A 22703-nucleotide genomic window follows, 5' to 3' on the forward strand; every position below is an offset into this window, starting at 1 on the left:
CAGACTGGCTCCTCGTGATGCTCTACGACTGCCGGTCGCTCGCCGACCGGGACCGCGGCATCGCTGCGGCCATCGAGGCGGTCCGCAACGGCGAGCTGGTGGTCCTGCCGACCGACACGGTCTACGGGATCGGCGCGGACGCGTTCACCCCGTACGCGGTCAAGGCGCTGCTGGACGCCAAGGGTGTCCCGCACGCGCCACCGCCGGTGCTGATCGGCTCCCGGCACACCCTCGACGGCCTGACCTACACGCTGCCGAGCGCCGCGCGGGACCTGGTGGAGGCGTTCTGGCCGGGGGCGCTGACCATCCTGGTGAAGCACTCGGCGAGCCTGCGGTGGGATCTCGGCGACGACAGCGGCACGGTGGCGGTGCGCATGCCGCTGCATCCGGTGGCACTGGAGGTGCTGCGCGAGACCGGGCCGATGGCGGTGGCCTCGGCCAACAAGACCGGCCAGCCCGCCGCGCTCACCGCCGACCAGGCGCGGGATCAACTGGCCTACTCCGTGCGCGCCTACCTGGAGGCGGGGCCGGCGGTGGATCCGGTGCCGAGCACGATCGTGGACCTGACCGGCGACGATCCGGTGCTCGTCCGGGAGGGCGCCATCGACCTGGCCCGGCTGCGCGACGTGGTGCCCGCAATGCGCGAGAGCCAGGTGGCGTAGGTGCCTCCCTTCACCGTCCTGCACGTCTGCATGGGAAACATCTGCCGCTCGCCGATGGCCGAGCGGCTGCTCACCCTCGCCGTGGGGGAGCGGCTGACCCGGCGCGACGCGGACCCGGCCCGGGCCGAGGAGCTGCTGCACAGCCACAGCGCGGGCACCGGCGGCTGGCACGCCGGTGAGGAGATGAACCCGCCGGCCGCCCGCCAGGTGAACACCCGTGGCGGCAGCGTCGCCGGGTTCGCCGCGCGCAAGCTGCGGTCCGACCACATCGACGCCTCCGACCTGATCCTGACCGCCACCGCGGACCAGCAGGAGTACGTGGTCGCGTTGCGGCCCGACGCCGCCTCCCGCACGTTCGTGCTGGGCGAGTTCGGCCGGCTGCTGGCCGTGCTCGACCCGGCCGTGCTGCCGGCGGCCGAGGCCACCCCGGCGGCGGTGCACGCCCGTGGCGTGGCGCTGGTGCAGGCGGCGCACGAGGCCCGCCAGGCGAGCACGCCGCTGCCCACCGACGACCTCGACGACCCGTGGGGGCGCGGCGACCAGTGCTTCAGCCGGGTGGCCGACGAGATCGAGGAGACGGTCCACCCGCTCGCCGCGGTCCTGCTCCCCTGATCGGCGAATTCCATCCGGGTTTGAGAGAAAAGCGTGGTGGATTGGGTGATTAGCCCCATTCTGGGGGAGTCCTGACGGCTCCTGCGGGGAGAGCTGATGACCCGGGCGTTCCTGCCGAAGATGTTCACCGTCCTGCTGGCCGGCGCACTGGCCGGCCTGGTGCTGGCGGCGGCCGCGCTGCCGGCCGCGCTGGTGTTCGGCATCGGCTTCTCGGCGCTCTCCGCGCCGTACGCGGAGCTGCCCAACACCCTGCGTACGCCACCGACCGCCCAGCGGTCCAACCTCTACGCCAACGACGGCACCACCCTGATCACGTCCTTCTACCAGGAGGACCGGGTCGACGTGCCGTTGGGCGAGGTGGCTCCGGTGATGCGCCAGGCCATCATCGCCGCCGAGGACGCCCGCTTCCACGAGCACAGCGGGGTGGACCTGCGGGGCATCGTGCGGGCCTTCACCGTCAACCGGCGCGACGGCGCCACCCGGCAGGGCGCCTCCACGCTGACCATGCAGTACGTCCGCAACGTGCTGAGCACCGATCCCCGGCTGACCGAGGCGCAGCGGACCGCGGCCACCGAGGTCAGCACCGCCCGCAAGGTCCAGGAGATCCGCTACGCGCTGGCGTTGGAGCGGGAGCTGACCAAGGACCAGATCCTGGCCCGATATCTCAACATCGCGTACTTCGGCGCCGGGGCGTACGGCATCGCCGCGGCCAGCAAGCGGTACTTCTCGGTCGCCCCGGCGGAGCTCACGCTGGCCCAGGCGGCGCTGTTGGCCGGACTGGTCCGCTCGCCGCACAGCGACGACCCGATCAACGGGGACGCGGACAGCGCGACGGAGCGCCGTGGGTACGTCCTGGAGCGGATGGTCGAGTCGGGCCTGATCGCGCCCGAGGAGGCGGCCCGGGCCGGGACCGAGCCGCTGAACCTGCACCCCAGCGAGACCCCGAACGACTGCACCGCAGTGCCCGAGGGCCACAACGACTGGGGCTTCTTCTGCGACTGGTTCACCCGCTGGTGGAACGGCCAGAAGGCGTTCGGCGGCAGCGTCGACGAGCGGCAGCGCACGCTGCGCCGGGGCGGGTTCACCATCGTCTCCTCGCTCGACCCCGGTGTGCAGCGGGCCACCACCGAGCAGGTGCGGCGGATCTACCCGGTCGAGCACCGGCACGCCCTGCCCACCGCCGTGGTCCAGCCCGGCACCGGACGGGTGGTCGCCATGTCGGTCAACCGCGTCTACAGCGTGGCCGCGAACCCGACCGGGCAGAAGAACCACCCCAACACCGTCAACCAGCTCGTCGCCGGCGGCGGCACCATCGTCGGCTACCAGGCCGGATCCACGTTCAAGCTCTTCACCATGCTGGCCGCCCTGGAGGCCGGACTGCCGCTGAACACCGTGTTCGACGCGCCGCCGCGCATCGTCACCGACTACCGGATCAGCGGCGAGGCGAGCTGTGGCGGGTACTGGTGCCCCGAGAACGCCAGCGCGTCGACCAGCGGCGAGCACGACATGTGGACCGCGTTCGGTGACTCGGTCAACACGTACTTCGCCTGGCTGACCGAGCGGGTCGGCGCCGACCGGGTGGTGGAGATGGCCGAGCGGCTCGGCATCGTGTTCCGGGCCGAGGACGACGCGCAACTGGCCCGGCACGGCGCGCGCGAGTGGGGACCGTTCACCCTGGGCGTGTCCGCCACCACCCCGCTCGACCTGGCCGGCGCGTACGCCACCCTGGGTGCCGAGGGGACGTGGTGCGCGCCCACGCCGGTCACCTCGATCAGCGACGCGGCGGGCCGCCGGGTGATCGCCGGGCAGCCGGACTGCCGGCAGGTGCTCGACGTCGACGTGGCCCGCGCGGCGGCGGACGCGGCTCGCTGCCCGGTCGGCGACCAGTCCATGTACCACGGCTGCACGGGCGGCACGGCGACCCGGCTGCGCGGCCAGCTCGGCCGGCCGGTGGCGGGCAAGACCGGCAGCTCCGAGCGGTACGCCACGGAGACCGTGGTGGCCTTCACGCCGCAGCTGGCGGTGGCGGCGATGGCGGCCAACCCCGACGAGCCGCGCGACGCCGTCGGTCGGGCGGTGCAGACCGCCATGGTGGAGGGGGTGGGGGAGATCCTCTCCTTCGCCCTGCGCAACGAGCCGGCCCGGGACTTCGTGCCGCCCAGCGAGGCGACCGCCTGGCGGCCCACCGGGCAGCGCACCGGCAACTGACCGGACGCCGGGCGCGCGCCAGTGCGCCGACGCCGACGGGCCGGGCGCCGTCGGGCCGGGCGGGTCAGTGTGGCCGTGGCGCGGCCGGTTCGGTGGCCCGCTCGGCGAACCGTTCGGCGCCCTCGGCGATGTTGCGGGCCATCCCGCCGAAGACCAGCGCGTGGAACGGCGCCACCGCGGCCCAGTACGCGTGCCCGGCCAGGCCCCGGGGCAGGAACACCGCCCGCTGCCGATACCGGAGCTGCCCGGCGTCGTCCCGGTGCACCCGCATCTCCAGCCAGGCCCGGCCGGGCACGCGCATCTCGGCGCGCAGCCGCAGCAGTTCGCCGGGCACGATCTCCTCCACCCGCCAGAAGTCCAGTGCCTCGCCCACCCGCAGCCGGTGCGGGTGCCGCCGACCCCGGCGCAGTCCCACCCCGCCGACCAGCCGGTCCAGCCAGCCCCGCACGGACCAGGCGAGGGGGAACGAGTACCAGCCGTTCTCTCCGCCGACCCCCTCGATCACCTGCCACAACGCCTCCGGCGAGGCCGCCACCGCCCGTTCCCGTACGTCGGTGTAGGCGGTGCCGCCGCTCCAGTCCGGATCGCTGGGCAGCGGCTCGGCGGGCGCGTCCGGTCCGGCTGCGCTGGACCAATGGGTCTCCACCTGGGCGTCGCGGATCTTGGCCAGGGCCAGCTCGACGGACCGGTCGAAGCCGGTCGGCCCGCCCGGCGGGTCCGGCAGGTACGCCGCGATGTCGTGTTCGTGCGCGACCGACTCGTGCACCAGGCTCGCCACCAGCGGGCGGGCGAGCGCGTTGGGTACCGGGGTGACCAGTCCGACCCAGTAAGACGAGAGCGCGGGCGTCAGCGGGCGTACCGGCAGCAGCAGTCGGGGGGAGAGCCCGGCCACCCGTGCGTAGCGCTGCATCATGTCGCCGAAGGTGAGCACGTCCGGGCCGGCGATGTCGAACCCACGGTTGACCTCGGGCGGCAGGTGCGCGCAGCCGACCAGGTAGTGCAGCACGTCGCGGACCGCGATCGGCTGGATCCGGTTGGCGACCCAGCGCGGGGTGACCATCACCGGCAACCGTTCGGTCAGGTAACGCAGCATCTCGAACGACGCCGAGCCCGAGCCGATGATCACCGCCGCCCGGAGCACCGCCGTCGGCACCCCGCTGTCCAGCAGGATCCGGCCGACCTCGCTGCGGGAGCGCAGGTGGGCCGACGCGCCGCCGTCGCCCGCCGCCGGCTCCGGCCCGCCCAGATAGACGATCCGGCGTACGCCCGCGGCGCGGGCCGCCGCCGCGAAGACCGTCGCGGCCTGCCGGTCGGCGGCCTCGAAGCCGGCCTGGCCGAGCGAGTGCACCAGGTAGTACGCCACGTCGACGCCGTCGAACACCCCGGCCAGGGTCTCCGGCCGGCTCAGGTCACCCTCGACGACCTCGACGGCCGGGGCCCACGGCACGTCGCGCAGCCGTCCGGCCCGGCGGGCCAGGCAGCGCACCGCGTATCCCTCGGCCACCAGGCGGGGTGCCAACCGCCCGCCGATGTATCCCGTCGCACCGGTCACCAGGCATCTCACGGTCTCCAGTCTGCGGCCCCATAGACTCTGGCGCTGTGAAGACCGCTAAGAGCGCGCCGCGCGCGGGAGAGCCGGGCGCGATCCGGGCCCGCCTGCCCCACCTGCGCCTGCCGCTGCTGGCCTGCGCCGCGCTGGCGGCGACCGGGGTGCCGGCCGCCGCGCTGCTGCGCGGCCCCACCGGCGCCGCCGGGGTGGCCGCCGGGATCGCCCTGGTGGTCGTCAGCTACCTGATCTCCAGCCTCTCGGTGGCCTGGGCCGACGCGGTGCATCCGAGACTCATCATGTCGGTGGGGCTGGTCACCTACGTCACGAAGATCGTCATCCTGGGCGTGGTGATGGCCGCCGTCGCGGCCACCGGCTGGCCCGGGCTGCCGGACATGGGCGTGGCCATCATCTTGGCCGTGGTGGTGTGGACCGCGGCCCACCTGACCTGGGCATTGCGCTCCCCGCTGCCCACCGTGGACCGCTCGGGCGAGCACTGACCGTACGGCTGCCGTTTCCCGGGCGTTTCGTGGGCCTGTCGGGCCGGCCGGACAGGAGTACGCTGACCCTGGCTGACGCGCCCGCACCCGCCGCCCGCACGCTGCTCGCAGTGTGGGGGGTGCCGCACACTCGCGAAACACCCGACTGATAGTGTTCGCCTCGTCATGGCCGACAACCCTCACCGCAGAAGCCCCGACGAGCACTCGTCGGAAGGTGTGGCCGGAGCCGTCCTCGGTTACCTGCTCGCCGGCATCGTGGTGTGGGGATTCCTCGGCTGGTTGGCGGGGGAGTTCCTCGGCGTGCCGACCGGCGTCGGGATCGCCGTGGGCATGATGCTCGGCGCAGCCGGAGCGATCTACCTGATCATGAAGAGGCTCGGTGCCTGAGTGCCGGCACGCGCGGGTCTGTCGAGTGCGGAGGATGACACGGTGAGCGGACAGCTTGTCGCCGCTGAGGGCCTTCCCTGGCCCCCCAGCGTCGGAGACTTCTACCCGCCGGATCTCGCCGGCCCGTGGGTCACGAAGTTCACGCTCATGATCTGGCTGGCCGTCGGGCTGCTGATCATCTTCTTCATGCTGACCTACCGAAACCCGAAGCTTGTGCCGAGCAAGGGCCAGTGGTACGCGGAGTCGATCTACGGCCTGGTCCGGGACAACATCGCCCGGGAGCAGATGGGCAAGGACGGCATCCGGTTCGCGCCGTACTTCACCGTCCTGTTCTGCTTCATCGTGGTGACCAACCTCTTCGGCATCACCCCCGGGTTGCAGATCTCGCCGAACTCGCACATCGCCTTCCCGATCGTGCTCGCCGTCATCTCCTACGTGATGTACCTCTACATCGGCGTCCGCAAGCACGGTCTGGGCCGCTACCTCAAGCAGAGCCTGATCCTGCCGGGCGTGCCGTGGCCGATGCACTTCCTGCTGATCCCGATCGAGTTCCTGCAGACGTTCATCGTGCGGCCGGTCACCCTGGCGGTCCGGCTCTTCGCGAACATGTTCGCCGGCCACCTGATCCTGCTGGTCTTCACCGTCGGCGGCTTCGTGATGCTCGCCTCGGACAATCTCTTCGTCCAGATCTCGTCGATCGCCGCCTTCCTGATGGCCATCGTGATGGCCTTCTTCGAGGTGCTGGTCGCGCTGCTGCAGGCGTATGTCTTCGTCACTTTGACCGCCAACTACGTCGGCAGCTCGCTCGCCGACGAGCACTGACCCAGACCCGGCGGGCCGCCCGGCCCGACAAGAGCTTCCGGCACGACCGCGTACGCGTGAGAACTCACGCGTCTACTAGGAGGAATACCCGCAATGGACGTTCTCGCCGCCATCAACGGTAACGTCAACACCATCGGCTACGGCCTCGCCGCCATCGGCCCCGGTATCGGCGTCGCCCTGGTCTTCGCGGCCTACATCCAGGCCAGCGCCCGCCAGCCGGAGTCCGCCGGCTACAACCGCACCTGGCTGGTCCTGGGCTTCGCGCTGGTCGAGGCGCTGGCGCTGTTCGGCCTGGTGCTCGCCTTCGCCGTCAACTGACCGTCCGTTAGTCGATCCGGAGGTCTGACATGAAGATTCTCGCCGCTGAGGGTCACCACCCGCTCGTGCCGATCTGGCAGGAGCTCGTCGTCGGGACGATCGCCTTCGCGCTGCTCTGCTTCGTGCTGATGAAGTTCGTGCTGCCGCGCATGGAGGCGATGTACCAGGCGCGGGTCGACGCGATCGAGGGCGGCCTCAAGCGCGCCGAGGCTGCTCAGGCCGAAGCGAACCAGCTGCTCGAGCAGTACCGTGCCCAGCTCGCCGAGGTGCGTACCGAGGCAGCCCGGATCCGGGACGACGCCCGCGCCGACGCCGAGTCGATCCGCACGGACATCCTGGCCAAGGCCCGGGAGGAGTCCGACCGGATCATCGCCGCCGGCCGGGAGTCGCTGAACGTGGAGCGCCAGACCATCGTGCGCGAGCTGCGCGCGGAGGTCGGTGGCCTCGCGGTCGACCTGGCCAGCCGGATCGTGGGCGAGTCGCTCGCCGACGAGGCCCGCCGCAAGGGCACCGTCGAGCGGTTCCTCACCGACCTCGAGAGCGCGGGGGCCCGCTGATGCAGGCCGCCAGCCGGGAGTCCTACGCCACCGCGCTCGCGCGGCTGGAGGAGTACGTCGGCAGCGCCGAGCCGTCGGCGGTGGCCACCACCGGCGGCGAGCTGCTCGCCGTGGCGGACCTGCTGCGGCGCGAGGTCCGGCTGCGCCGGGCGCTCTCCGACCCGGCCCGCGACGGCGCGGACCGGACCGGGCTGCTGACCTCGGTGCTCTCCGGCAAGGTCGGCGCGGACGCGCTCGACCTGCTCGGCACCCTGGTCGCCGGCCGGTGGTCGGCACCGTCGGAGCTGCTCGACGGTGCCGAGCGCCTCGGTGTGCAGGCGCTGCTCGCCAGCGCGGACCGCGCCGACGAGCTCGGCGAGGTGGAGGACGAGCTGTTCCGCTTCGGCCAGGTGGTCGCCGCGGACCCGCAGCTGTCCAACGCCCTGTCCGACCCGATCGCGCCGACGGCCCAGCGGGCCGAGCTGGTCGGGATGCTCCTGGCGGACAAGGCGCGCCCGGTGACGGTGCGGCTGGTGGAGGCGGCCCTGGCCGGCTTCGGCGGCCGGTCGTTCTCCGCCGCGCTGACCCGGCTGGTGGAGCTGGCGGCGGAACGGCGTGACCGGCAGGTCGCGTACGTGACCGTCGCGGCACCGCTGACCGAGGACGAGGAACGCCGGCTGGGCGACCAGCTCTCGGCCATCTACGGTCGGGCCGTGGCTCTGAAGCTTACGGTTGACCCGACGATCCTCGGCGGAGCGAGCGTCCGGGTGGGTTCGGACCTGTACGACGGGACGATCCTGCGCCGCCTCAACGAGACCCGTAACGCGCTCGCGAAGCGCTGACCAGCACCCCGCGAAGCGCCCGGAAACGACAGTCGACCCGAGGACCGGTCGGTACTAGGTATCCCGGGCCCCTGATACTTAAGGAAGCAGAGGATGGCCGAGCTGACCATCTCGACGGAAGAGATCCGCGGCGCTCTGGAGCGCTACGTCTCCTCCTACTCGCCCGACGTCTCCCGTGAGGAGGTCGGCACCGTCGCCGACACCGGCGACGGCATCGCCCACGTCGAGGGCCTGCCCTCGACCATGACCAACGAGCTGCTGGAGTTCGAGGACGGCACGCTCGGCGTGGCGCTGAACCTCGACGTCCGGGAGATCGGTGTCGTCGTCCTCGGCGACTACTCCGGGCTCGAGGAGGGGCAGCGCGTCAAGCGCACCGGCCGGGTGCTCTCGGTGCCCATCGGCGACGCCTTCCTGGGTCGCGTGGTCAACGCGCTCGGCCAGCCGATCGACGGCCTCGGCGACATCGCCGACGAGGGCTACCGGGAGCTGGAGCTCCAGGCCCCGAACGTGATGGCGCGGCAGTCCGTCTTCGAGCCGATGCAGACCGGCATCAAGGCCATCGACGCGATGACCCCGATCGGTCGCGGCCAGCGGCAGCTGATCATCGGTGACCGCAAGACCGGTAAGACCACGGTCGCCCTGGACGCCATCCTCAACCAGCGGGAGAACTGGGCCTCCGGCGACCCGAAGAAGCAGGTCCGCTGCATCTACGTCGCCATCGGCCAGAAGGCCTCCACCATCGCCTCCATCAAGGGGCAGCTGGAGGAGGCGGGCGCGATGGAGTACACCACCATCGTCGCCTCCCCGGCGTCCGACCCGGCCGGCTTCAAGTACCTCGCCCCCTACACCGGCTCGGCCATCGGCCAGCACTGGATGTACGGCGGCAAGCACGTCCTGATCGTCTTCGACGACCTGAGCAAGCAGGCCGAGGCGTACCGTGCCGTGTCGCTGCTGTTGCGTCGCCCGCCGGGCCGTGAGGCGTACCCGGGTGACGTCTTCTACCTGCACTCCCGGCTGCTGGAGCGCTGCGCGAAGCTCTCCGACGAGATGGGCGGCGGCTCGATGACCGGCCTGCCGATCATCGAGACGAAGGCCAACGACATCTCGGCCTTCATCCCGACCAACGTCATCTCGATCACCGACGGCCAGATCTTCCTCGAGACCGACCTGTTCAACCAGGGCGTCCGGCCGGCCATCAACGTCGGCACCTCGGTCTCCCGGGTCGGTGGCGCCGCGCAGGTGAAGCCGATGAAGAAGGTCTCCGGTTCGCTGCGGCTGAACCTTGCCCAGTTCCGTGAGCTGGAGGCGTTCGCCGCCTTCGCCTCGGACCTGGACAAGGCCTCCCGCGCCCAGCTGGACCGCGGCGCCCGCCTGGTGGAGCTGCTCAAGCAGCCGAACTACTCGCCGTACCCGGTGCAGGACCAGGTCGTCGCGGTCTGGGCCGGCACCGAGGGCAAGCTGGACGACATCCCGGTCGGCGACGTCAAGCGCTTCGAGACGCAGTTCCTGGAGCAGCTGCGGCGCAAGCACAACGCCACGCTGCAGGCGATCGCGGACAACAAGTGGGACGACGAGATCGTCGCCACCCTCGACGCCGCCATCACCGAGTTCAAGCAGGGCTTCCTCGGCCGCGAGGACGAGCGCACCGTCAACGAGGCGCCGGCGGCGCCGCTGGAGGGCGAGGCCGAGCACGAGACGGTCACCCGCTACAGCGGCGGGGCCCCGGCCCAGAAGCAGTAGGGTCGGGCCATGGCGGCGCAGGTACGTGTTCTTCGTCAACGGATTCGCTCGGCGAAGGGGATGAAGAAGATCACCAAGGCGATGGAGCTCGTGGCGACGAGCCGGATCGCCAAGGCCCAGGCCCGGGTGGGGGCGTCCCTGCCGTACGCCCGGGCCATCACCGGCGTCCTCACGGCGCTGGCGTCCAACGCCTCGGTCGACCACCCGCTGCTGACCCCGCGCGAGCGGGTGCGGCGGGCCGGCGTCCTGCTGGTGACCGCCGACCGGGGCCTGGCCGGCGGTTACAGCTCCAACGCCATCCGGACGGCGGAGTCGCTGATCGCCCGGCTTCAGGCCGACGGCAAGGAGCCGGTGCTCTACGTCATCGGGCGCAAGGGTGTGACCTTCTACCGGTTCCGTAACCGGCCGATCGAGGCCAGTTGGACGGGCTTCTCGGAGCAGCCGTCCTTCGCCGACGCGCGCGAGGTGGGCGAGACGCTGATCAAGGCGTTCTCGGCCGGCGCGGACGACGCCGACGGCGAGCCGGGTCCGGACGGGGTACGCGGGGTGGACGAGCTGCACATCGTCTTCACCGAGTTCAAGTCCCTGATGACCCAGAACCCGATCACCCGGATCATCGGCCCGCTGCAGATCGAGGAGCGGCCCCGGTCGGAGGCGGCCCCCGGCGTGCTGCCGGCGTACGAGTTCGAGCCGGACGCGGAGGCGCTGCTCGACGCGCTGCTGCCGAAGTACATCAACACGCGGATCTACGCGGCGTTGCTGGAGTCGGCGGCCAGCGAGTCGGCGGCCCGGCGGCGGGCGATGAAGAGCGCCACCGACAACGCCGAAGAGATGATCGACAAGTACACGCGTGAGATGAACTCGGCCCGCCAGGCCGGGATCACCCAGGAGATCAGTGAGATCGTCGGCGGCGCGAACGCGCTGGCCGCGTCGGGAAGTGAAGTGTGATGACTGTTTCCGCAGTTGCTGGTGGACCAGCCGAGACCAAGACCGCCACGGGTCGCGTGGTCCGGGTCATCGGCCCGGTCGTCGACGCCGAGTTCCCGCGCGACGCCATGCCGGACCTGTTCAACGCGCTGCACGTGAACGTGACCCTCTCCGGCGGCGAGCGGACGCTGACCCTGGAGGTCGCCCAGCACCTGGGTGACAACCTGGTCCGCGCGATCTCGATGCAGCCGACCGACGGTCTGGTTCGCGGCGCCGAGGTGCGGGACACCGGTGGCCCGATCCGGGTGCCGGTCGGTGACGGGGTCAAGGGCCACGTCTTCAACGCGATCGGCGAGTGCCTCAACCTCACCGAGGGTGAGACCATCCAGGCCGACGACCACTGGGGCATCCACCGCAAGGCCCCGGCCTTCGCCGACCTGGAGCCGAAGACCGAGATGCTGGAGACCGGCATCAAGGTCATCGACCTGCTCGCCCCGTACGTCAAGGGCGGCAAGATCGGCCTGTTCGGCGGTGCCGGCGTGGGCAAGACGGTGCTCATCCAGGAGATGATCACCCGGGTGGCCCGGAACTTCGGTGGTACCTCGGTCTTCGCCGGGGTGGGCGAGCGCACCCGTGAGGGCAACGACCTCATCCACGAGATGACCGACTCCGGCGTCATCGACAAGACCGCGCTGGTCTACGGCCAGATGGACGAGCCGCCGGGCACCCGGCTGCGGGTCGCGCTCTCCGCGCTGACCATGGCGGAGTACTTCCGTGACGTGAAGAAGCAGGAGGTGCTGCTCTTCATCGACAACATCTTCCGCTTCACCCAGGCCGGTTCCGAGGTCTCCACCCTGCTGGGCCGGATGCCCAGCGCGGTGGGTTACCAGCCGACCCTGGCCGACGAGATGGGTGAGCTGCAGGAGCGGATCACCTCCGTCCGGGGCCAGGCCATCACGTCCATGCAGGCGATCTACGTGCCGGCGGACGACTACACCGACCCGGCTCCGGCGACCACCTTCGCCCACCTGGACGCGACCACCAACCTGGAGCGGTCGATCTCCGACAAGGGCATCTACCCGGCGGTGGACCCGCTGGCCTCCTCGTCGCGGATCCTCGCCCCCGAGTTCGTCGGCCAGGAGCACTTCCAGGTGGCCAGCGAGGTGAAGCGGATCCTGCAGCGCTACAAGGACCTGCAGGACATCATCGCCATCCTCGGTATCGAGGAGCTCTCCGAGGAAGACAAGATCACGGTCCAGCGGGCCCGCCGGATCGAGCGCTTCCTGTCGCAGAACACCTACGCGGCGGAGCAGTTCACCGGCGTGCCGGGCTCGACGGTCCCGATCAAGGAGACCATCGAGGCGTTCCGGAAGATCAGCGAGGGGGAGTACGACCACTTCCCCGAGCAGGCGTTCTTCATGTGCGGTGGGCTCGATGACCTGGAGAAGAAGGCCGAGGAGCTGATGAAGGGCTGACCCTTCGGCTCGAACGAAAGAAGGCCGCCCCGGTAACCCCGGGGCGGCCTTCCGTTCATCTTCGCGACGTACTATCTCCGCTGCCCGGTTTCCCGTGCTCGGCGATCACGCCGCCCGCGAGATACCGTCTAGCCACGCTCGTACAGATGCGCGGTGATGGGTTTAAACCATTCGGCCACGCGCGCCCGTATCTCCCAGGGGGCGCGACGAACGGAGATGCTTGTGGGTAAGGCCGGCAGGGGTGGTAAGCGCGGCAAGCGCGGTGGGCGCTCGTCCGTGTGGCGGGGTGTGCCGCGTTGGGCGCAGCTCTGCACCATCTTCGGCGTCGTGTTGATGGTGCTCAGCGGGACCAGTCTGGTCGGCGCGGAGGCGCTGATGGCCCGCTACGAGGGCGCGATCGGCAAGGCCGACCTCTTCGGCGACCAGGCGGCCGGCGCCAGCGAGCGCAAGAGCGACATCAAGGGCCCGCTCAACATCCTGCTGGTCGGCATCGACCCGCGCGACGAGGACACCCCGCCCCTGGCCGACGCGATCATGGTCCTGCACGTGCCGAAGGAGATGGACCGGGCCTACCTCTTCTCGCTCCCGCGCGACCTCTACGTCGAGATCCCGCCGTTCCGGAAGGCGGAGTTCAACGGCGCCACCAGCAAGCTGAACGACGCGATGTCCTTCGGCAGCCGGGTGCCCGGCGGGAAGCCGGACGCCGCGCGGGGCTTCGAGCTGCTCGCCCTCACCGCGCAGCGGGTCACCGGGATCGAGCGCTTCGACGCCGGTGCGATCATCAACTTCTCCGGCTTCCAGAAGATCGTCGACGCCATGGGTGGGGTCACGATGAACATCGAGCGGGAGGTCCGCTCCGAGCACCGCGAGCCGGACGGCAAGCACCGCAAGGGCAAGCCCGGCGGTGGCGGCTACGTCGGGCCGCAGGCGGTCTACCCGAAGGGCAAGCAGCACCTGAGCGGCTGGCAGGCGCTGGACTACGTCCGCCAGCGTTACGAGAAGAACGGCGTGATCGACGGTGACTACGGCCGGCAGCGGCACCAGCAGCAGTTCGTCAAGGCGATGGCCGGCCAGGCCCTCAGCGCCGACGTGGTGACCAACCCGGTCAAGCTGGACCGGGTGCTCCGGGCGGCGGGCGAGTCGCTGATCTTCAGCGGCCGGGGGCACAGCGTGATCGACTTCGGCCTCGCGCTCAAGGACATCCGCCCCGGCAACATCCAGATGATCAAGCTGCCGGGTGGCGGCGTCTTCGAGAACGGGAAGTACCGTGGCGAGCGCTTCGAGTCCGAGGTCGACGACTTCTTCGTCGCGCTGGAACGGGAACTGCTGGACCCGTTCCTCCTCGAACATCCCAAGCTGGTGAACAGGACCTGATCGGCCCGCGGGTCTCGGCACCCGCCTGAAGAACACGTCCGGTACGGGACTAGACTTTCCCAATCCGCCGCCTCAGCAAGGAGACAGCGTGGCAGAGCAGCTTAACGTCCAGCTCGTGGCCGTCGAGGAAAAGGTCTGGTCGGGCAAGGCCGAGATGGTCATGGCCCGGACGACCGAGGGTGAGCTGGGCGTGCTGCCGGGGCACGCGCCCCTGCTCGGCCAGCTCGCCGAGCCCGGCCAGGTGCGCATCAAGCTCCCCGGGGGCGAGCAGCTCACCTACGAGGTGGCCGGCGGGTTCCTGTCGGTGAGCGAGCGGGGTGTGACCGTGCTGGCCGAGAACGCCACCCCGGCCTCCGCCGCTGCGGGCAACTGAGCCGACCCGCCGATGGAGATCGTCGAAGGGATCGGAATCGGCGTCGCCGTGGTCCTCGGCGCGATCCTGTTCCTCTTCATCCGGCGGGCTCTGGTCACCCGTAGCGGGGGCATCATCCGGCTCAGCGTGCGGACCTCCACCATGCTCGACGGCCGCGGCTGGGCACCCGGTTTCGGCCGCTTCGTCGGCGACGAACTCCGCTGGTACCGGATGTTCAGTTTCGCCGTACGCCCCAAGCGGGTGCTCTCCCGCGAAGGGCTGACGGTGGAGCGACGGCGACTGCCCGAAGCGCAGGAACGGATGTCCATGCCGGCCGACTGGATCATCCTCCGCTGTACCAGTCGACACGCCCCGGTCGAGATCGCCATGGCACGATCCACCGTCACCGGGTTTCTCTCCTGGCTCGAGGCCGCCCCTCCGGGGGCGGTCTCGCCGCGTATGGCCTCCCAGGACTGGCCGGCCGCCTGACGCACCGCCGGGCCGGCGCCTCGGCTGGCCGAGCCACGACATGCGGCAACTGGGGCCTTCCCACCCACGCGATGCCCCCAAGTTGCCGCAACCCGTGACCCAGCGGCGGGCGGGGGCCGTAGAACGGTAAACCGTCCGAGCTCTGCACCCGTGTGCGCCGATCGACGCGCGATGTCCGGTTCGCGGGTGGTCGGGGTCACTCCCGGGCCGGAATGGCTGGGGGGTGGGGGTGGTTGTACACCCCTGAACGGCCGAGGAGGACGCCCGGTGTGGCGGGTGGGTCGGGGTCGGGGAATGGCCCGGGCCGGTCGGTCGTTGTACATGGTCTGGCGCGGTGGTGTGGCTCTGTTGGCCCCGCGCGCCGAGCAGGTCTTCTTTCCCCCTTTTTTGTTTGGGCGCCTGACGGTGCTTGCGCATGTCCGGTCCCCCCTTGGTCGGTGTGCGTCGACCCCCGAATGGAGCTTGTCATGAACTCGATGTTGCGTAAGACGGTGCTGGGTGTTGCTGGTGTGGCGTGTGCTGGTGGGCTGGTTGCTGGTCCGGTTGCCGCGTTCGCGGAGGGTCCGCTGGCGGGTGCCACGACTGTGGTGCAGGCTGACAAGCCGGATATGAGCACGCTGATCCCGCATGGTGTGCAGGGCGCCCAGTCGCGCATCGACCTCTCCGATGAGCAGGTCGGCAACGTGAAGGCGATCATCGCGGCGACGAAGAAGACTGACATGGATGAGCGTGCCGCCGTGGTGGCGATCGGTACGGCGTTGCAGGAGTCGAAGTTGGAGAACCTGGGTCACCTGGGTGACCGCAACGACCACGATTCGCAGGGTCTGTTCCAGCAGCGTCCGTCCAGTGGTTGGGGCACGGTGGAGCAGATCACCGACCCGGAGTACTCGACCCTGGCGTTCCTGAAGGGGTTGAAGCAGGTCGACGGCTGGCAGGACATGCCGCTGACCGTGGCCGCGCAGACGGTGCAGGTGTCGGCGTTCCCGGATCACTACGCGCAGTGGGAGCAGCTGGCCGCCGATCTGGTAGCCGAGCACTGGAACAGCTGACAACGGGAGCAGTTGACCCGATAGACATTCCTCCACAGGGGGAGCAGGAAACCGCTGGCCGGCACCCGGATGGGTGCCGGCCAGCGGCGTCCCCCCGCCACGAGCAAGCAAACCCAAGCAGACCCAACCCAACCCAGCCCAAAGAATCACTCCCACTACCACCTGAGCGGCCGTACGGCCAACGACCACGACGGGCTGGGGGCGACCGTGCCCGGCGCAGGGATCAAGCCTGACCGCCCGGAGCCGGGCACGGTCGCCCCCAGCCCTCAAGCCCAGCCACCGCCAGCCCAACCCCAACCCCAACCCGACCCCGCTCAGGAAGCCACCAGCTCCACCTCGTACCCCTGCCCGTCGGCCAGGTACGCGGCGTACGTCTGCGGCCCGCCGGCGTGCGGGTGGCGGTCGGGAAAGAGCAACTGCCAGCCGTACGCCGGGGCCTGCTCGGTGAGTCGGTCCACGGCGGCGGGTGGGCCGGCGTGGAAGGCCAGGTGGTTGAGCCCCGGGGCGAGCCGGTCGTGGCGGCGGCCGGAGAGTGCGGGTGACTCCTCCAGCACGAGGTACGTCGGGCCGAGTCGCCAGGAATGGCCGTTCGGCCACTGCTGGAAGGACGTCCAGCCCAACTGGCCGAGGAGCCAGCCCCAACTGCGTATCGCGGCGGCCAGGTCGGGTACCCAGACCTCCACGTGGTGCAGTGCTCCGACCGTCAACGGGCTCCGCCCGGCACCCATAGCACGTCTCCGCCGGGATTTGCCGTTCTTGCCAGGATAAAGAGCAGGTCCGACAGCCGGTTGAGATACTTTGCCGGGAGGTGGCTGGTCCGGTCGGGGTCGTGGGTGACGAGGGCCCATGCCGACCGCTCGGCGCGCCGGGCGATCGTCCGCGCCGCGTGCAGCAGCGCCGCGCCCGCGGTGCCGCCGGGGAGGATGAAGGAGTCGAGCTTGCTCAGGCGCGCGTTGTACTCATCGCACCAGCCCTCAAGGCGCTCGACGTACTCCTCCGTGACCCGCAGCGGTGGATACTTCGGCTCCGGTTCGACCGGGGTGGACAGGTCGGCGCCCACGTCGAACAGGTCGTTCTGGATCGTCCCCAGCACCGCCCGCAGTCCATCGTCGAGCTGGCCGAGGGCGAGCGCCACGCCGATCGCGGCGTTGCACTCGTCCACGTCGGCGTACGCGGCGATCCGTGGATCGTTCTTCGGCACCTGCTCGTTGTTGCTCAGCCTGGTCATGCCGGCGTCGCCGGCCTTGGTGTAGATGCGCGTGAGGTGGACGGCCATGACGCACAGCCTACGGATACCGGACCTGACGATCCCGGCGCGGCCGGACGCCGGCTCGGGGTGGTCCGCCGGGGTCGGTCCGGGCGACGCGGGTGACGCCGCGGTCGCCGACGTCGATGTCATCCGGGTACGCGGCGGCGCCCGGCTCGCCGGCACCGTGCACGTGGTCGGTGCGAAGAACTCGGCGCTGAAGCTGATGGCCGCCGCGCTGCTCGCCCCCGGCCGCAGCGTGATCACCAACGTTCCCCGGATCACCGACATCGCGATCATGGGCGAGGTGCTGCGCCGCCTCGGCTGCGGCGTACGGTTCGACGCCGACGATCCGGTGGACCCGATGGTCACCGTCGGCGGGGTGGCCCGATCCCGTTCGGTCACCATCGACGTGCCGGAGCAACCGGGGGTCGAGGCCGACTACGACCTGGTCCGCCGGCTGCGCGCGTCGATCTGCGTGCTCGGCCCGTTGCTGGCCCGGCGCGGGTACGTGCGGGTCGCCCACCCGGGCGGCGACGCGATCGGCTCGCGGGGCCTGGACATGCACATCTCCGGGCTGACCCGGATGGGCGCCGAGACCTGCGGCGAGCACGGCTTCGTGATCGCCTCCGCGCCCGACGGCCTGCGCGGTGCGGAGATCGTGCTGGACTTTCCCAGCGTCGGCGCGACCGAGAACCTGATCATGGCGGCGGTGCTGGCCGACGGCACCACCGTGATCGACAACGCCGCCCGCGAGCCCGAGATCGTCGACCTCTGCACGATGCTTCAGCGGATGGGCGCGCTGATCGACGGTGAGGGCACGTCCACCATCACCATCGTCGGCGTACCCCGGCTGCGGCCGGTCCGGCACGCCACGGTGGGGGACCGGATCGTCGCCGGGACCTGGGCCTTCGGCGCGGCGATGACCCTCGGCGACGTCACCGTGACCGGCCTCGACCCGGCGTTCCTGGAGGTCGCGCTGGACAAGCTGGTCGCGGCCGGCGGCCTGGTCGAGACCCGGGCGGACGCCTTCCGGGTACGCATGGACGACCGGCCCCGGGCGGTGGACGTGGTGACGTTGCCCTACCCGGGCTTCGCCACCGACCTGCTGCCGATGGCGATCGGGCTCGCGGCGCTCAGCGAAGGCGCCTCGTTGATCACCGAGAACATCTTCGACGGCCGGTTCATGTTCGCCAACGAGATGATGCGGCTGGGCGCGGACATCAACACCGACGGGCATCACGCGGTGGTACGCGGGCGGGAGCGGCTCTCCGGCGCACCGGTACGCGCGACCGACATCCGGGCCGGCGCCGGGCTGATCATCGCCGGGCTCTGCGCCGACGGGGTGACCGAGGTGTCCCACGTGCACCACGTCGATCGGGGCTACCCGGACTTCGTGGCCGACCTGCGGGCGCTGGGCATCGAGGTCGAGCGGGCCACCGCACCGGAGGAGCCGGAGCTGACCATCTGAGCCGCCTTAGCCGTCGTTCAGGCTCGCCGATTAGGGTGCAGGCAGACACTCAATCGCAGCGAGGGAGAGGCAGATGGCGGGTCGACTCGCGGTCGTCGGCGCCGGGCTGATGGGCTCAGGCATCGCACAGGTGGCAGCGCAGGCAGGCTGGCAGGTGACACTGCGGGACCTGGACGACGCGGCGACGCGGCGCGGCGTGGACGGCATCCGGAAGTCGCTGACGAAGTTCGCCGAGAAGGGCAGGATCGACGCGGCCGACGTCGAGGCGGCGCTCGGGCGGATCACCCCGACGACCGACCTGGAAGCGGCGGCCGACGCGGACATCGTGGTCGAGGCGGTCTTCGAGCGACTGGAGATCAAGCACGAGGTGTTCCGCGCGCTGGACAAGATCTGTAGGGCGGACGCCGTCCTGGCCACCAACACCTCGGCCATCCCGGTGACGCAGATCGCGGCGGTCACCGAGCGTCCGGAGGCGGTCGTGGGCACCCACTTCTTCTCCCCGGTGCCGATGATGAGGCTCTGCGAGCTGGTCCGTGGCTACAAGACCAGCGACGCCACCCTGGACGCGGCGAAGGCGTTCGCCGAGGAGATCGGCAAGACCGTCGTGGTGGTCAACCGGGACATCGCCGGCTTCGTCACCACCCGGCTGATCAGCGCCCTGGCCATGGAGGCGATCCGGCTGGTCGAGTCGGGCGTCATCTCCGCCGAGGACCTGGACACCGCCTGCAAGCTCGGCTTCGGGCACGCCATGGGCCCGCTGGCCACGGTCGACCTGACCGGCGTGGACGTGCTGCTCAACGCCACGAAGAACATCTACACCGACACCGCCGACGAGAAGTTCTTTCCGCCGGAGCTGCTCCAGCGCATGGCCGCGGCCGGTGACCTGGGCCGCAAGACCGGCCGGGGCTTCTACTCCTACTGAGCGACGGGGAAGGGCCCTCTCGGTGCCCTTCCCCGCCACCGGTCAGCCGTCGCGGCTGGTGGTCCAGCGGAAGGTGGTCAGGCAGAGCACCAGGCCGATCACGCACCAGGCGCCGAGCACCAGGGCGACCCGGGTCAGCTCGAACGAGCCGCCGGGCTCCTGGGCGCCGAAGCTCTCCGGCAGGAAGACGGCCCGCAGCCCCTGGCACATCCACTTGAGCGGGAAGAGGGCCGCCACCTGCTGCATCCAGGTCGGCAGGTTGGTGAAGAGGAAGAACACCCCGGAGATGAACTGGAGCACCAGCGCGATCGGGGTGACCACCGCCGAGCCGCTGCGGGCGGTGCGGGCCAGCGACGTGATCGCGATGCCGCAGAGGGTGCAGGCGGTGATCCCCAGCGCGCTGACCCAGCCGAAGGTCAGCCAGGCCGTCCCGGTGGCCGGCAGGTCCAGGTCGAACAGGGCCGTCGAGACGGCGAGCAGCAGGGCGGTCATCAGCACACCGATCACCAGCACCATGATTACCTTGCCGGCGAACCAGACCCACTTGGGCATCGGCGTGCCCCGGTAGCGCTTGAGCACGCCCCGGTCCCGCTCGATCGGGATCCAGATGCCGAGGTTCTGGAAGCTGACCGTCATCAGGCCGGTCGCGATCATGCCGGTGATGAAGTACTGCGTGTAGCTCACCCCGGGCGCGATCTCCTCGTCGAAGATCGAGGCGAAGATCAGCACCATGATGAGCGGGAAGCCCAGCGTGAACACGACGGACTCCCGGCTGCGCAGGAACTGCCGGATCTCCAGCCGCCCCTGGCGCAGGGCGAGGCTGACCGGCCCGAGCCGGCGGGCCGGGTGGGCGGCGGCGACCGGGGCCGCGGGCTTCGTCGTGGTGGTCATCGGTGTCCGATCATCTTCAGGTAGATGTCTTCCAGGGTGGGCCGGGCGACGGTCAGGCCGGGCACCTCGCCGCCGAACCGCGCGGCGAGTTCCGCCACCAGCGCCGTCGGCGTCGCGCTCTCCGCGCTGTCGGGCGTGCCGTCCGGCGTACGCCAGGAGACGGTGGCCAGCGCCTCCTGCCGGTTACCGAGCCGGTTGGGGGCGGCGACCTCGATCAGCCGGCCGCCGGCGATCACGCCGACCCGGTCGGCGAGCGCCTCGGCCTCGTCCAGGTAGTGCGTGGTGAGCACGATGGTGGTGCCGGCGGCGGAGAGGTCCCGGATCAGGTCCCAGAACTCGTGCCGGGCCTCCGGGTCGAAACCGGTGGTCGGCTCGTCCAGGAAGAGCAGTTCCGGTCGGCCGATGATGCCGAGCGCCACGTCGAGGCGGCGCTTCTGCCCGCCGGAGAGGGTGTGCGTACGGGCGCGGGCCTTGGCGGCCAGCCCGACCCGTTCGATCACCTTGTCCGGGTCCTCGGCGTCGGCGTAGAAGCCGGCGAAGTGATGCACCACCTCGGCGACGGACAGCTCGTCGAACTCGCCGGTGCCCTGGAAGACGATGCCGACCTGCTCCCGCCAGTGACGGGCCGGGTGTGCCGGGTCGCTGCCGAGTACCCGCACCTCGCCGCCGTCCCGGTGGCGGTAGCCCTCCAGGATCTCCACGGTGGTGGTCTTGCCGGCGCCGTTCGGCCCGAGCAGGGCGAACACCTCGCCCCGGAAGACGTCCAGGTCCAGCCCGGCCACCGCGACGGTGTCGCCGTACGCCTTGCGCAACCCCCGGACGTGGATCGCGACGTCGTCACTCATGCCGTCAAGTGTGCGGCCCGCCGTCATCCGCCGTCCGCACCGGGGGTGGTGGTGCCCGTCACCGGGGGCGGGTCGCGCCGGCGGAACCGGCCGGGCCGCCGGAGGCGCGGGCAGGCCCGGCGTACCGGATCAGACCCGGAAGCCCGCCTCGCGCGCGGCCTGCCGCTCCCGGCGTCGCTCCGACCGGCGGCGCAGCAACCAGGGGAGGAAGAGCACGAACCCGACCAGGAACGCCAGCACCAGCACCGGCAGGATGATCGCCACGAGCGACATGACCACGCTGGTGGCGTCCTCGGCGGTGCTCGCCACCGGTGCGCCCAGGCCGGCCGTGGTCGCGTTGATGACCGGCCGGGCGGCCGACTTGAGCAGATGCACGCCGAGCGCGATGAGCACACCGACCAGCACCGGGAGCCACTGGCCGCCGCCGGCGAAGAAGCTGTCCGGGTCGGTCACGGTGACGGTGTCGGAGGCCGACCCGGCGCCGAAGGCCAGGCCGCCCGCGGTCGGCCGGACCACGGTCTGCACCACGTCGTTGATGTGGTCCACCACGGGGACCTTGTCCGCGACGACCTCGACGGCCAGCAGCACCGCGAGGATGCCCAGCACCCACTCGTTGCCGAGCCACTGCCAGCTGCCGGGCAGGTCGATGAAGCTGGTGAACCGGGCCAGCAGACCCATCATCAGGAGCGGGATGTAGGCGTTCAGGCCCGCCGAGGCGGCGAGGCCGGTACCGGTGAGGACTTCGAGCACCATCTCAGCATCGCACCGGCACGCCAGCGGCGCTCGGCGGCGATGCCCGGCGGCTCCGCTACCCTCGTCGGGTGCGGTTGGTGATTGCGAAGTGCTCGGTGGACTATGTCGGACGGCTCTCGGCCCACTTGCCGCCGGCGACCCGGCTGTTGATGGTGAAGGCGGACGGGTCGGTCTCGATCCATGCCGACGACCGGGCGTACAAGCCGTTGAACTGGATGAGCCCGCCGTGCCGGCTGGAGGAGGCCCCCGGCGTCTGGCGGGTGGTCAACAAGGCCGGCGAGGAGCTGCGGATCACCCTGGAGGAGATCTTCCAGGACACGTCGTACGACCTGGGTGTCGACCCCGGGCTGCGCAAGGACGGCGTCGAGGCGCACCTACAGGAGCTGCTGGCGGCCAACCCGGAGACCCTGGGCGAGGGGTTCACCCTCGTCCGCCGCGAGTACATGACCGCCATCGGCCCGGTCGACCTGCTCTGCCGGGACGCCGACCAGGGCACGGTTGCGGTCGAGGTGAAGCGCCGTGGTGAGATCGACGGCGTGGAGCAGCTCACCCGCTACCTCGAACTGCTCAACCGGGACCCGCTGCTCGCCCCGGTCGCCGGGGTCTTCGCCGCGCAGGAGATCAAGCCGCAGGCCCGGGTGCTCGCCACCGATCGGGGGATCCGCTGCGTGGTGGTGGACTACCACCGGCTACGCGGCATCGAGCGCGACGAGTTGACCCTCTTCTAGGGCGCGGC

Annotated in this window: 25 protein-coding genes; 19 read left to right on the forward strand and 6 right to left on the reverse strand. The window is 70.9% G+C overall.

Features of this window, described 5'->3' with window-relative positions:
* Window positions 1-17 precede the first annotated feature (17 nt).
* The 3 genes from O7615_RS18580 (at window position 18) to O7615_RS18590 (ending at window position 3482) form a co-directional block, all read left to right on the forward strand.
* A complete protein-coding gene (locus O7615_RS18580) occupies window positions 18-662 on the forward strand; it encodes an L-threonylcarbamoyladenylate synthase (protein WP_278182137.1) in 645 nt (214 codons plus the stop codon).
* Window positions 663-1274: a phosphotyrosine protein phosphatase gene (locus O7615_RS18585; protein WP_278178969.1), complete on the forward strand. Its 612-nt coding sequence runs from the start codon at window positions 663-665 to the stop codon at window positions 1272-1274.
* A gap of 96 nt (window positions 1275-1370) precedes the next feature.
* The gene (locus O7615_RS18590; RefSeq protein WP_278178970.1) at window positions 1371-3482 is read left to right on the forward strand and encodes a transglycosylase domain-containing protein; all 2112 of its coding nucleotides are present in this window, start codon (window positions 1371-1373) and stop codon (window positions 3480-3482) included.
* A 64-nt stretch (window positions 3483-3546) separates the two neighbouring features.
* On the opposite strand, the gene O7615_RS18595 is transcribed toward O7615_RS18590, so the two are convergent.
* Window positions 3547-5046, reverse strand: a complete 1500-nt coding sequence (locus O7615_RS18595; RefSeq protein ID WP_278178971.1) for an SDR family oxidoreductase — start codon at window positions 5044-5046, stop codon at window positions 3547-3549.
* Window positions 5047-5081: 35 nt separating this feature from the next.
* Between O7615_RS18595 and O7615_RS18600 the strand changes: the two genes are divergently transcribed.
* From O7615_RS18600 to O7615_RS18660, 13 genes are all read left to right on the forward strand, one after another.
* Complete coding sequence (locus O7615_RS18600; RefSeq protein WP_278178972.1) at window positions 5082-5528, forward strand: hypothetical protein; 447 nt, start codon at window positions 5082-5084, stop codon at window positions 5526-5528.
* 165 nt (window positions 5529-5693) lie between these two features.
* Window positions 5694-5915: a hypothetical protein gene (locus tag O7615_RS18605; protein ID WP_278178973.1), complete on the forward strand. Its 222-nt coding sequence runs from the start codon at window positions 5694-5696 to the stop codon at window positions 5913-5915.
* Window positions 5916-6737 carry a F0F1 ATP synthase subunit A gene (gene atpB, locus O7615_RS18610; RefSeq protein ID WP_278178974.1) on the forward strand — a complete coding sequence of 274 codons (822 nt, stop codon included), beginning with the start codon at window positions 5916-5918 and terminating at the stop codon, window positions 6735-6737.
* A gap of 93 nt (window positions 6738-6830) precedes the next feature.
* The gene (gene atpE, locus O7615_RS18615) at window positions 6831-7055 is read left to right on the forward strand and encodes an ATP synthase F0 subunit C (RefSeq protein ID WP_169595663.1); all 225 of its coding nucleotides are present in this window, start codon (window positions 6831-6833) and stop codon (window positions 7053-7055) included.
* A gap of 29 nt (window positions 7056-7084) precedes the next feature.
* Entirely contained in the window at window positions 7085-7612 is a 528-nt protein-coding gene (locus tag O7615_RS18620) for a F0F1 ATP synthase subunit B (protein WP_278178976.1), read from the forward strand.
* On the forward strand, window positions 7612-8433 hold the full coding sequence (locus tag O7615_RS18625) for a F0F1 ATP synthase subunit delta (protein ID WP_278178977.1): 822 nt from the start codon (window positions 7612-7614) through the stop codon (window positions 8431-8433). Before O7615_RS18620 ends, O7615_RS18625 begins: the two co-directional genes overlap by 1 nt.
* A gap of 93 nt (window positions 8434-8526) precedes the next feature.
* Window positions 8527-10173 (forward strand): F0F1 ATP synthase subunit alpha, encoded by a 1647-nt coding sequence (gene atpA / locus O7615_RS18630; protein ID WP_278178978.1) that lies wholly within the window; start codon window positions 8527-8529, stop codon window positions 10171-10173.
* A 9-nt stretch (window positions 10174-10182) separates the two neighbouring features.
* Entirely contained in the window at window positions 10183-11121 is a 939-nt protein-coding gene (locus O7615_RS18635; RefSeq protein WP_278178979.1) for a F0F1 ATP synthase subunit gamma, read from the forward strand.
* Window positions 11121-12575, forward strand: a complete 1455-nt coding sequence (gene atpD / locus O7615_RS18640) for a F0F1 ATP synthase subunit beta (protein ID WP_278178980.1) — start codon at window positions 11121-11123, stop codon at window positions 12573-12575. The genes O7615_RS18635 and atpD overlap by 1 nt, the downstream gene beginning before the upstream one ends.
* Before the next feature lie 216 nt (window positions 12576-12791).
* Complete coding sequence (locus O7615_RS18645) at window positions 12792-13949, forward strand: LCP family protein (protein ID WP_278178981.1); 1158 nt, start codon at window positions 12792-12794, stop codon at window positions 13947-13949.
* Between the two features lie 88 nt (window positions 13950-14037).
* Window positions 14038-14322, forward strand: a complete 285-nt coding sequence (locus O7615_RS18650) for a F0F1 ATP synthase subunit epsilon (protein WP_278178982.1) — start codon at window positions 14038-14040, stop codon at window positions 14320-14322.
* A 12-nt stretch (window positions 14323-14334) separates the two neighbouring features.
* Window positions 14335-14790: a DUF2550 domain-containing protein gene (locus O7615_RS18655; RefSeq protein WP_278178983.1), complete on the forward strand. Its 456-nt coding sequence runs from the start codon at window positions 14335-14337 to the stop codon at window positions 14788-14790.
* 467 nt (window positions 14791-15257) lie between these two features.
* A complete protein-coding gene (locus tag O7615_RS18660) occupies window positions 15258-15839 on the forward strand; it encodes a hypothetical protein (RefSeq protein WP_278178984.1) in 582 nt (193 codons plus the stop codon).
* 314 nt (window positions 15840-16153) lie between these two features.
* Here O7615_RS18660 and O7615_RS18665 read toward each other — a convergent pair whose 3' ends face one another.
* Both O7615_RS18665 and O7615_RS18670 read right to left on the reverse strand, forming a co-directional pair.
* Window positions 16154-16567, reverse strand: coding sequence for a VOC family protein (locus O7615_RS18665; RefSeq protein WP_278178985.1), 414 nt, complete (start codon window positions 16565-16567; stop codon window positions 16154-16156).
* The gene (locus O7615_RS18670) at window positions 16543-17115 is read right to left on the reverse strand and encodes a cob(I)yrinic acid a,c-diamide adenosyltransferase (protein WP_278178986.1); all 573 of its coding nucleotides are present in this window, start codon (window positions 17113-17115) and stop codon (window positions 16543-16545) included. The genes O7615_RS18665 and O7615_RS18670 overlap by 25 nt, the downstream gene beginning before the upstream one ends.
* Between O7615_RS18670 and murA the strand changes: the two genes are divergently transcribed.
* Entirely contained in the window at window positions 17114-18556 is a 1443-nt protein-coding gene (gene murA / locus O7615_RS18675; protein ID WP_278178987.1) for a UDP-N-acetylglucosamine 1-carboxyvinyltransferase, read from the forward strand. The two genes, O7615_RS18670 and murA, sit on opposite strands and share 2 nt — an antisense overlap.
* Before the next feature lie 73 nt (window positions 18557-18629).
* Window positions 18630-19478, forward strand: a complete 849-nt coding sequence (locus tag O7615_RS18680) for a 3-hydroxyacyl-CoA dehydrogenase family protein (protein ID WP_278178989.1) — start codon at window positions 18630-18632, stop codon at window positions 19476-19478.
* Between the two features lie 42 nt (window positions 19479-19520).
* Here O7615_RS18680 and O7615_RS18685 read toward each other — a convergent pair whose 3' ends face one another.
* From O7615_RS18685 to O7615_RS18695, 3 genes are all read right to left on the reverse strand, one after another.
* Complete coding sequence (locus O7615_RS18685; RefSeq protein ID WP_278178990.1) at window positions 19521-20369, reverse strand: ABC transporter permease; 849 nt, start codon at window positions 20367-20369, stop codon at window positions 19521-19523.
* Window positions 20366-21214, reverse strand: a complete 849-nt coding sequence (locus tag O7615_RS18690; RefSeq protein ID WP_278178991.1) for an ABC transporter ATP-binding protein — start codon at window positions 21212-21214, stop codon at window positions 20366-20368. Before O7615_RS18690 ends, O7615_RS18685 begins: the two co-directional genes overlap by 4 nt.
* Window positions 21215-21343: 129 nt before the next feature.
* A complete protein-coding gene (locus O7615_RS18695) occupies window positions 21344-21964 on the reverse strand; it encodes a DUF4126 domain-containing protein (protein WP_278182138.1) in 621 nt (206 codons plus the stop codon).
* 71 nt (window positions 21965-22035) lie between these two features.
* Between O7615_RS18695 and nucS the strand changes: the two genes are divergently transcribed.
* Window positions 22036-22695, forward strand: a complete 660-nt coding sequence (gene nucS / locus O7615_RS18700) for an endonuclease NucS (RefSeq protein ID WP_278178992.1) — start codon at window positions 22036-22038, stop codon at window positions 22693-22695.
* Window positions 22696-22703 lie beyond the last annotated feature (8 nt).

Source organism: Micromonospora sp. WMMD1082 (assembly GCF_029626175.1).
GTDB lineage: Bacteria > Actinomycetota > Actinomycetes > Mycobacteriales > Micromonosporaceae > Micromonospora.

Coding starts and splice junctions, on each gene's coding strand:
- O7615_RS18580 (WP_278182137.1), top strand. CDS start 18: ATGCTCTACGACTGCCGGTCGCTCGCCGACCGGGACCGCGGCATCGCT.
- O7615_RS18680 (WP_278178989.1), top strand. CDS start 18,630: ATGGCGGGTCGACTCGCGGTCGTCGGCGCCGGGCTGATGGGCTCAGGC.
- O7615_RS18620 (WP_278178976.1), top strand. CDS start 7,085: ATGAAGATTCTCGCCGCTGAGGGTCACCACCCGCTCGTGCCGATCTGG.
- O7615_RS18635 (WP_278178979.1), top strand. CDS start 10,183: ATGGCGGCGCAGGTACGTGTTCTTCGTCAACGGATTCGCTCGGCGAAG.
- O7615_RS18665 (WP_278178985.1), bottom strand. CDS start 16,567: ATGGGTGCCGGGCGGAGCCCGTTGACGGTCGGAGCACTGCACCACGTG.
- murA (WP_278178987.1), top strand. CDS start 17,114: ATGACGCACAGCCTACGGATACCGGACCTGACGATCCCGGCGCGGCCG.
- O7615_RS18590 (WP_278178970.1), top strand. CDS start 1,371: ATGACCCGGGCGTTCCTGCCGAAGATGTTCACCGTCCTGCTGGCCGGC.
- atpD (WP_278178980.1), top strand. CDS start 11,121: ATGACTGTTTCCGCAGTTGCTGGTGGACCAGCCGAGACCAAGACCGCC.
- atpA (WP_278178978.1), top strand. CDS start 8,527: ATGGCCGAGCTGACCATCTCGACGGAAGAGATCCGCGGCGCTCTGGAG.
- O7615_RS18625 (WP_278178977.1), top strand. CDS start 7,612: ATGCAGGCCGCCAGCCGGGAGTCCTACGCCACCGCGCTCGCGCGGCTG.
- O7615_RS18655 (WP_278178983.1), top strand. CDS start 14,335: ATGGAGATCGTCGAAGGGATCGGAATCGGCGTCGCCGTGGTCCTCGGC.
- O7615_RS18690 (WP_278178991.1), bottom strand. CDS start 21,214: ATGAGTGACGACGTCGCGATCCACGTCCGGGGGTTGCGCAAGGCGTAC.
- O7615_RS18660 (WP_278178984.1), top strand. CDS start 15,258: ATGAACTCGATGTTGCGTAAGACGGTGCTGGGTGTTGCTGGTGTGGCG.
- O7615_RS18685 (WP_278178990.1), bottom strand. CDS start 20,369: ATGACCACCACGACGAAGCCCGCGGCCCCGGTCGCCGCCGCCCACCCG.
- atpE (WP_169595663.1), top strand. CDS start 6,831: ATGGACGTTCTCGCCGCCATCAACGGTAACGTCAACACCATCGGCTAC.
- O7615_RS18605 (WP_278178973.1), top strand. CDS start 5,694: ATGGCCGACAACCCTCACCGCAGAAGCCCCGACGAGCACTCGTCGGAA.
- O7615_RS18670 (WP_278178986.1), bottom strand. CDS start 17,115: ATGGCCGTCCACCTCACGCGCATCTACACCAAGGCCGGCGACGCCGGC.
- O7615_RS18645 (WP_278178981.1), top strand. CDS start 12,792: ATGCTTGTGGGTAAGGCCGGCAGGGGTGGTAAGCGCGGCAAGCGCGGT.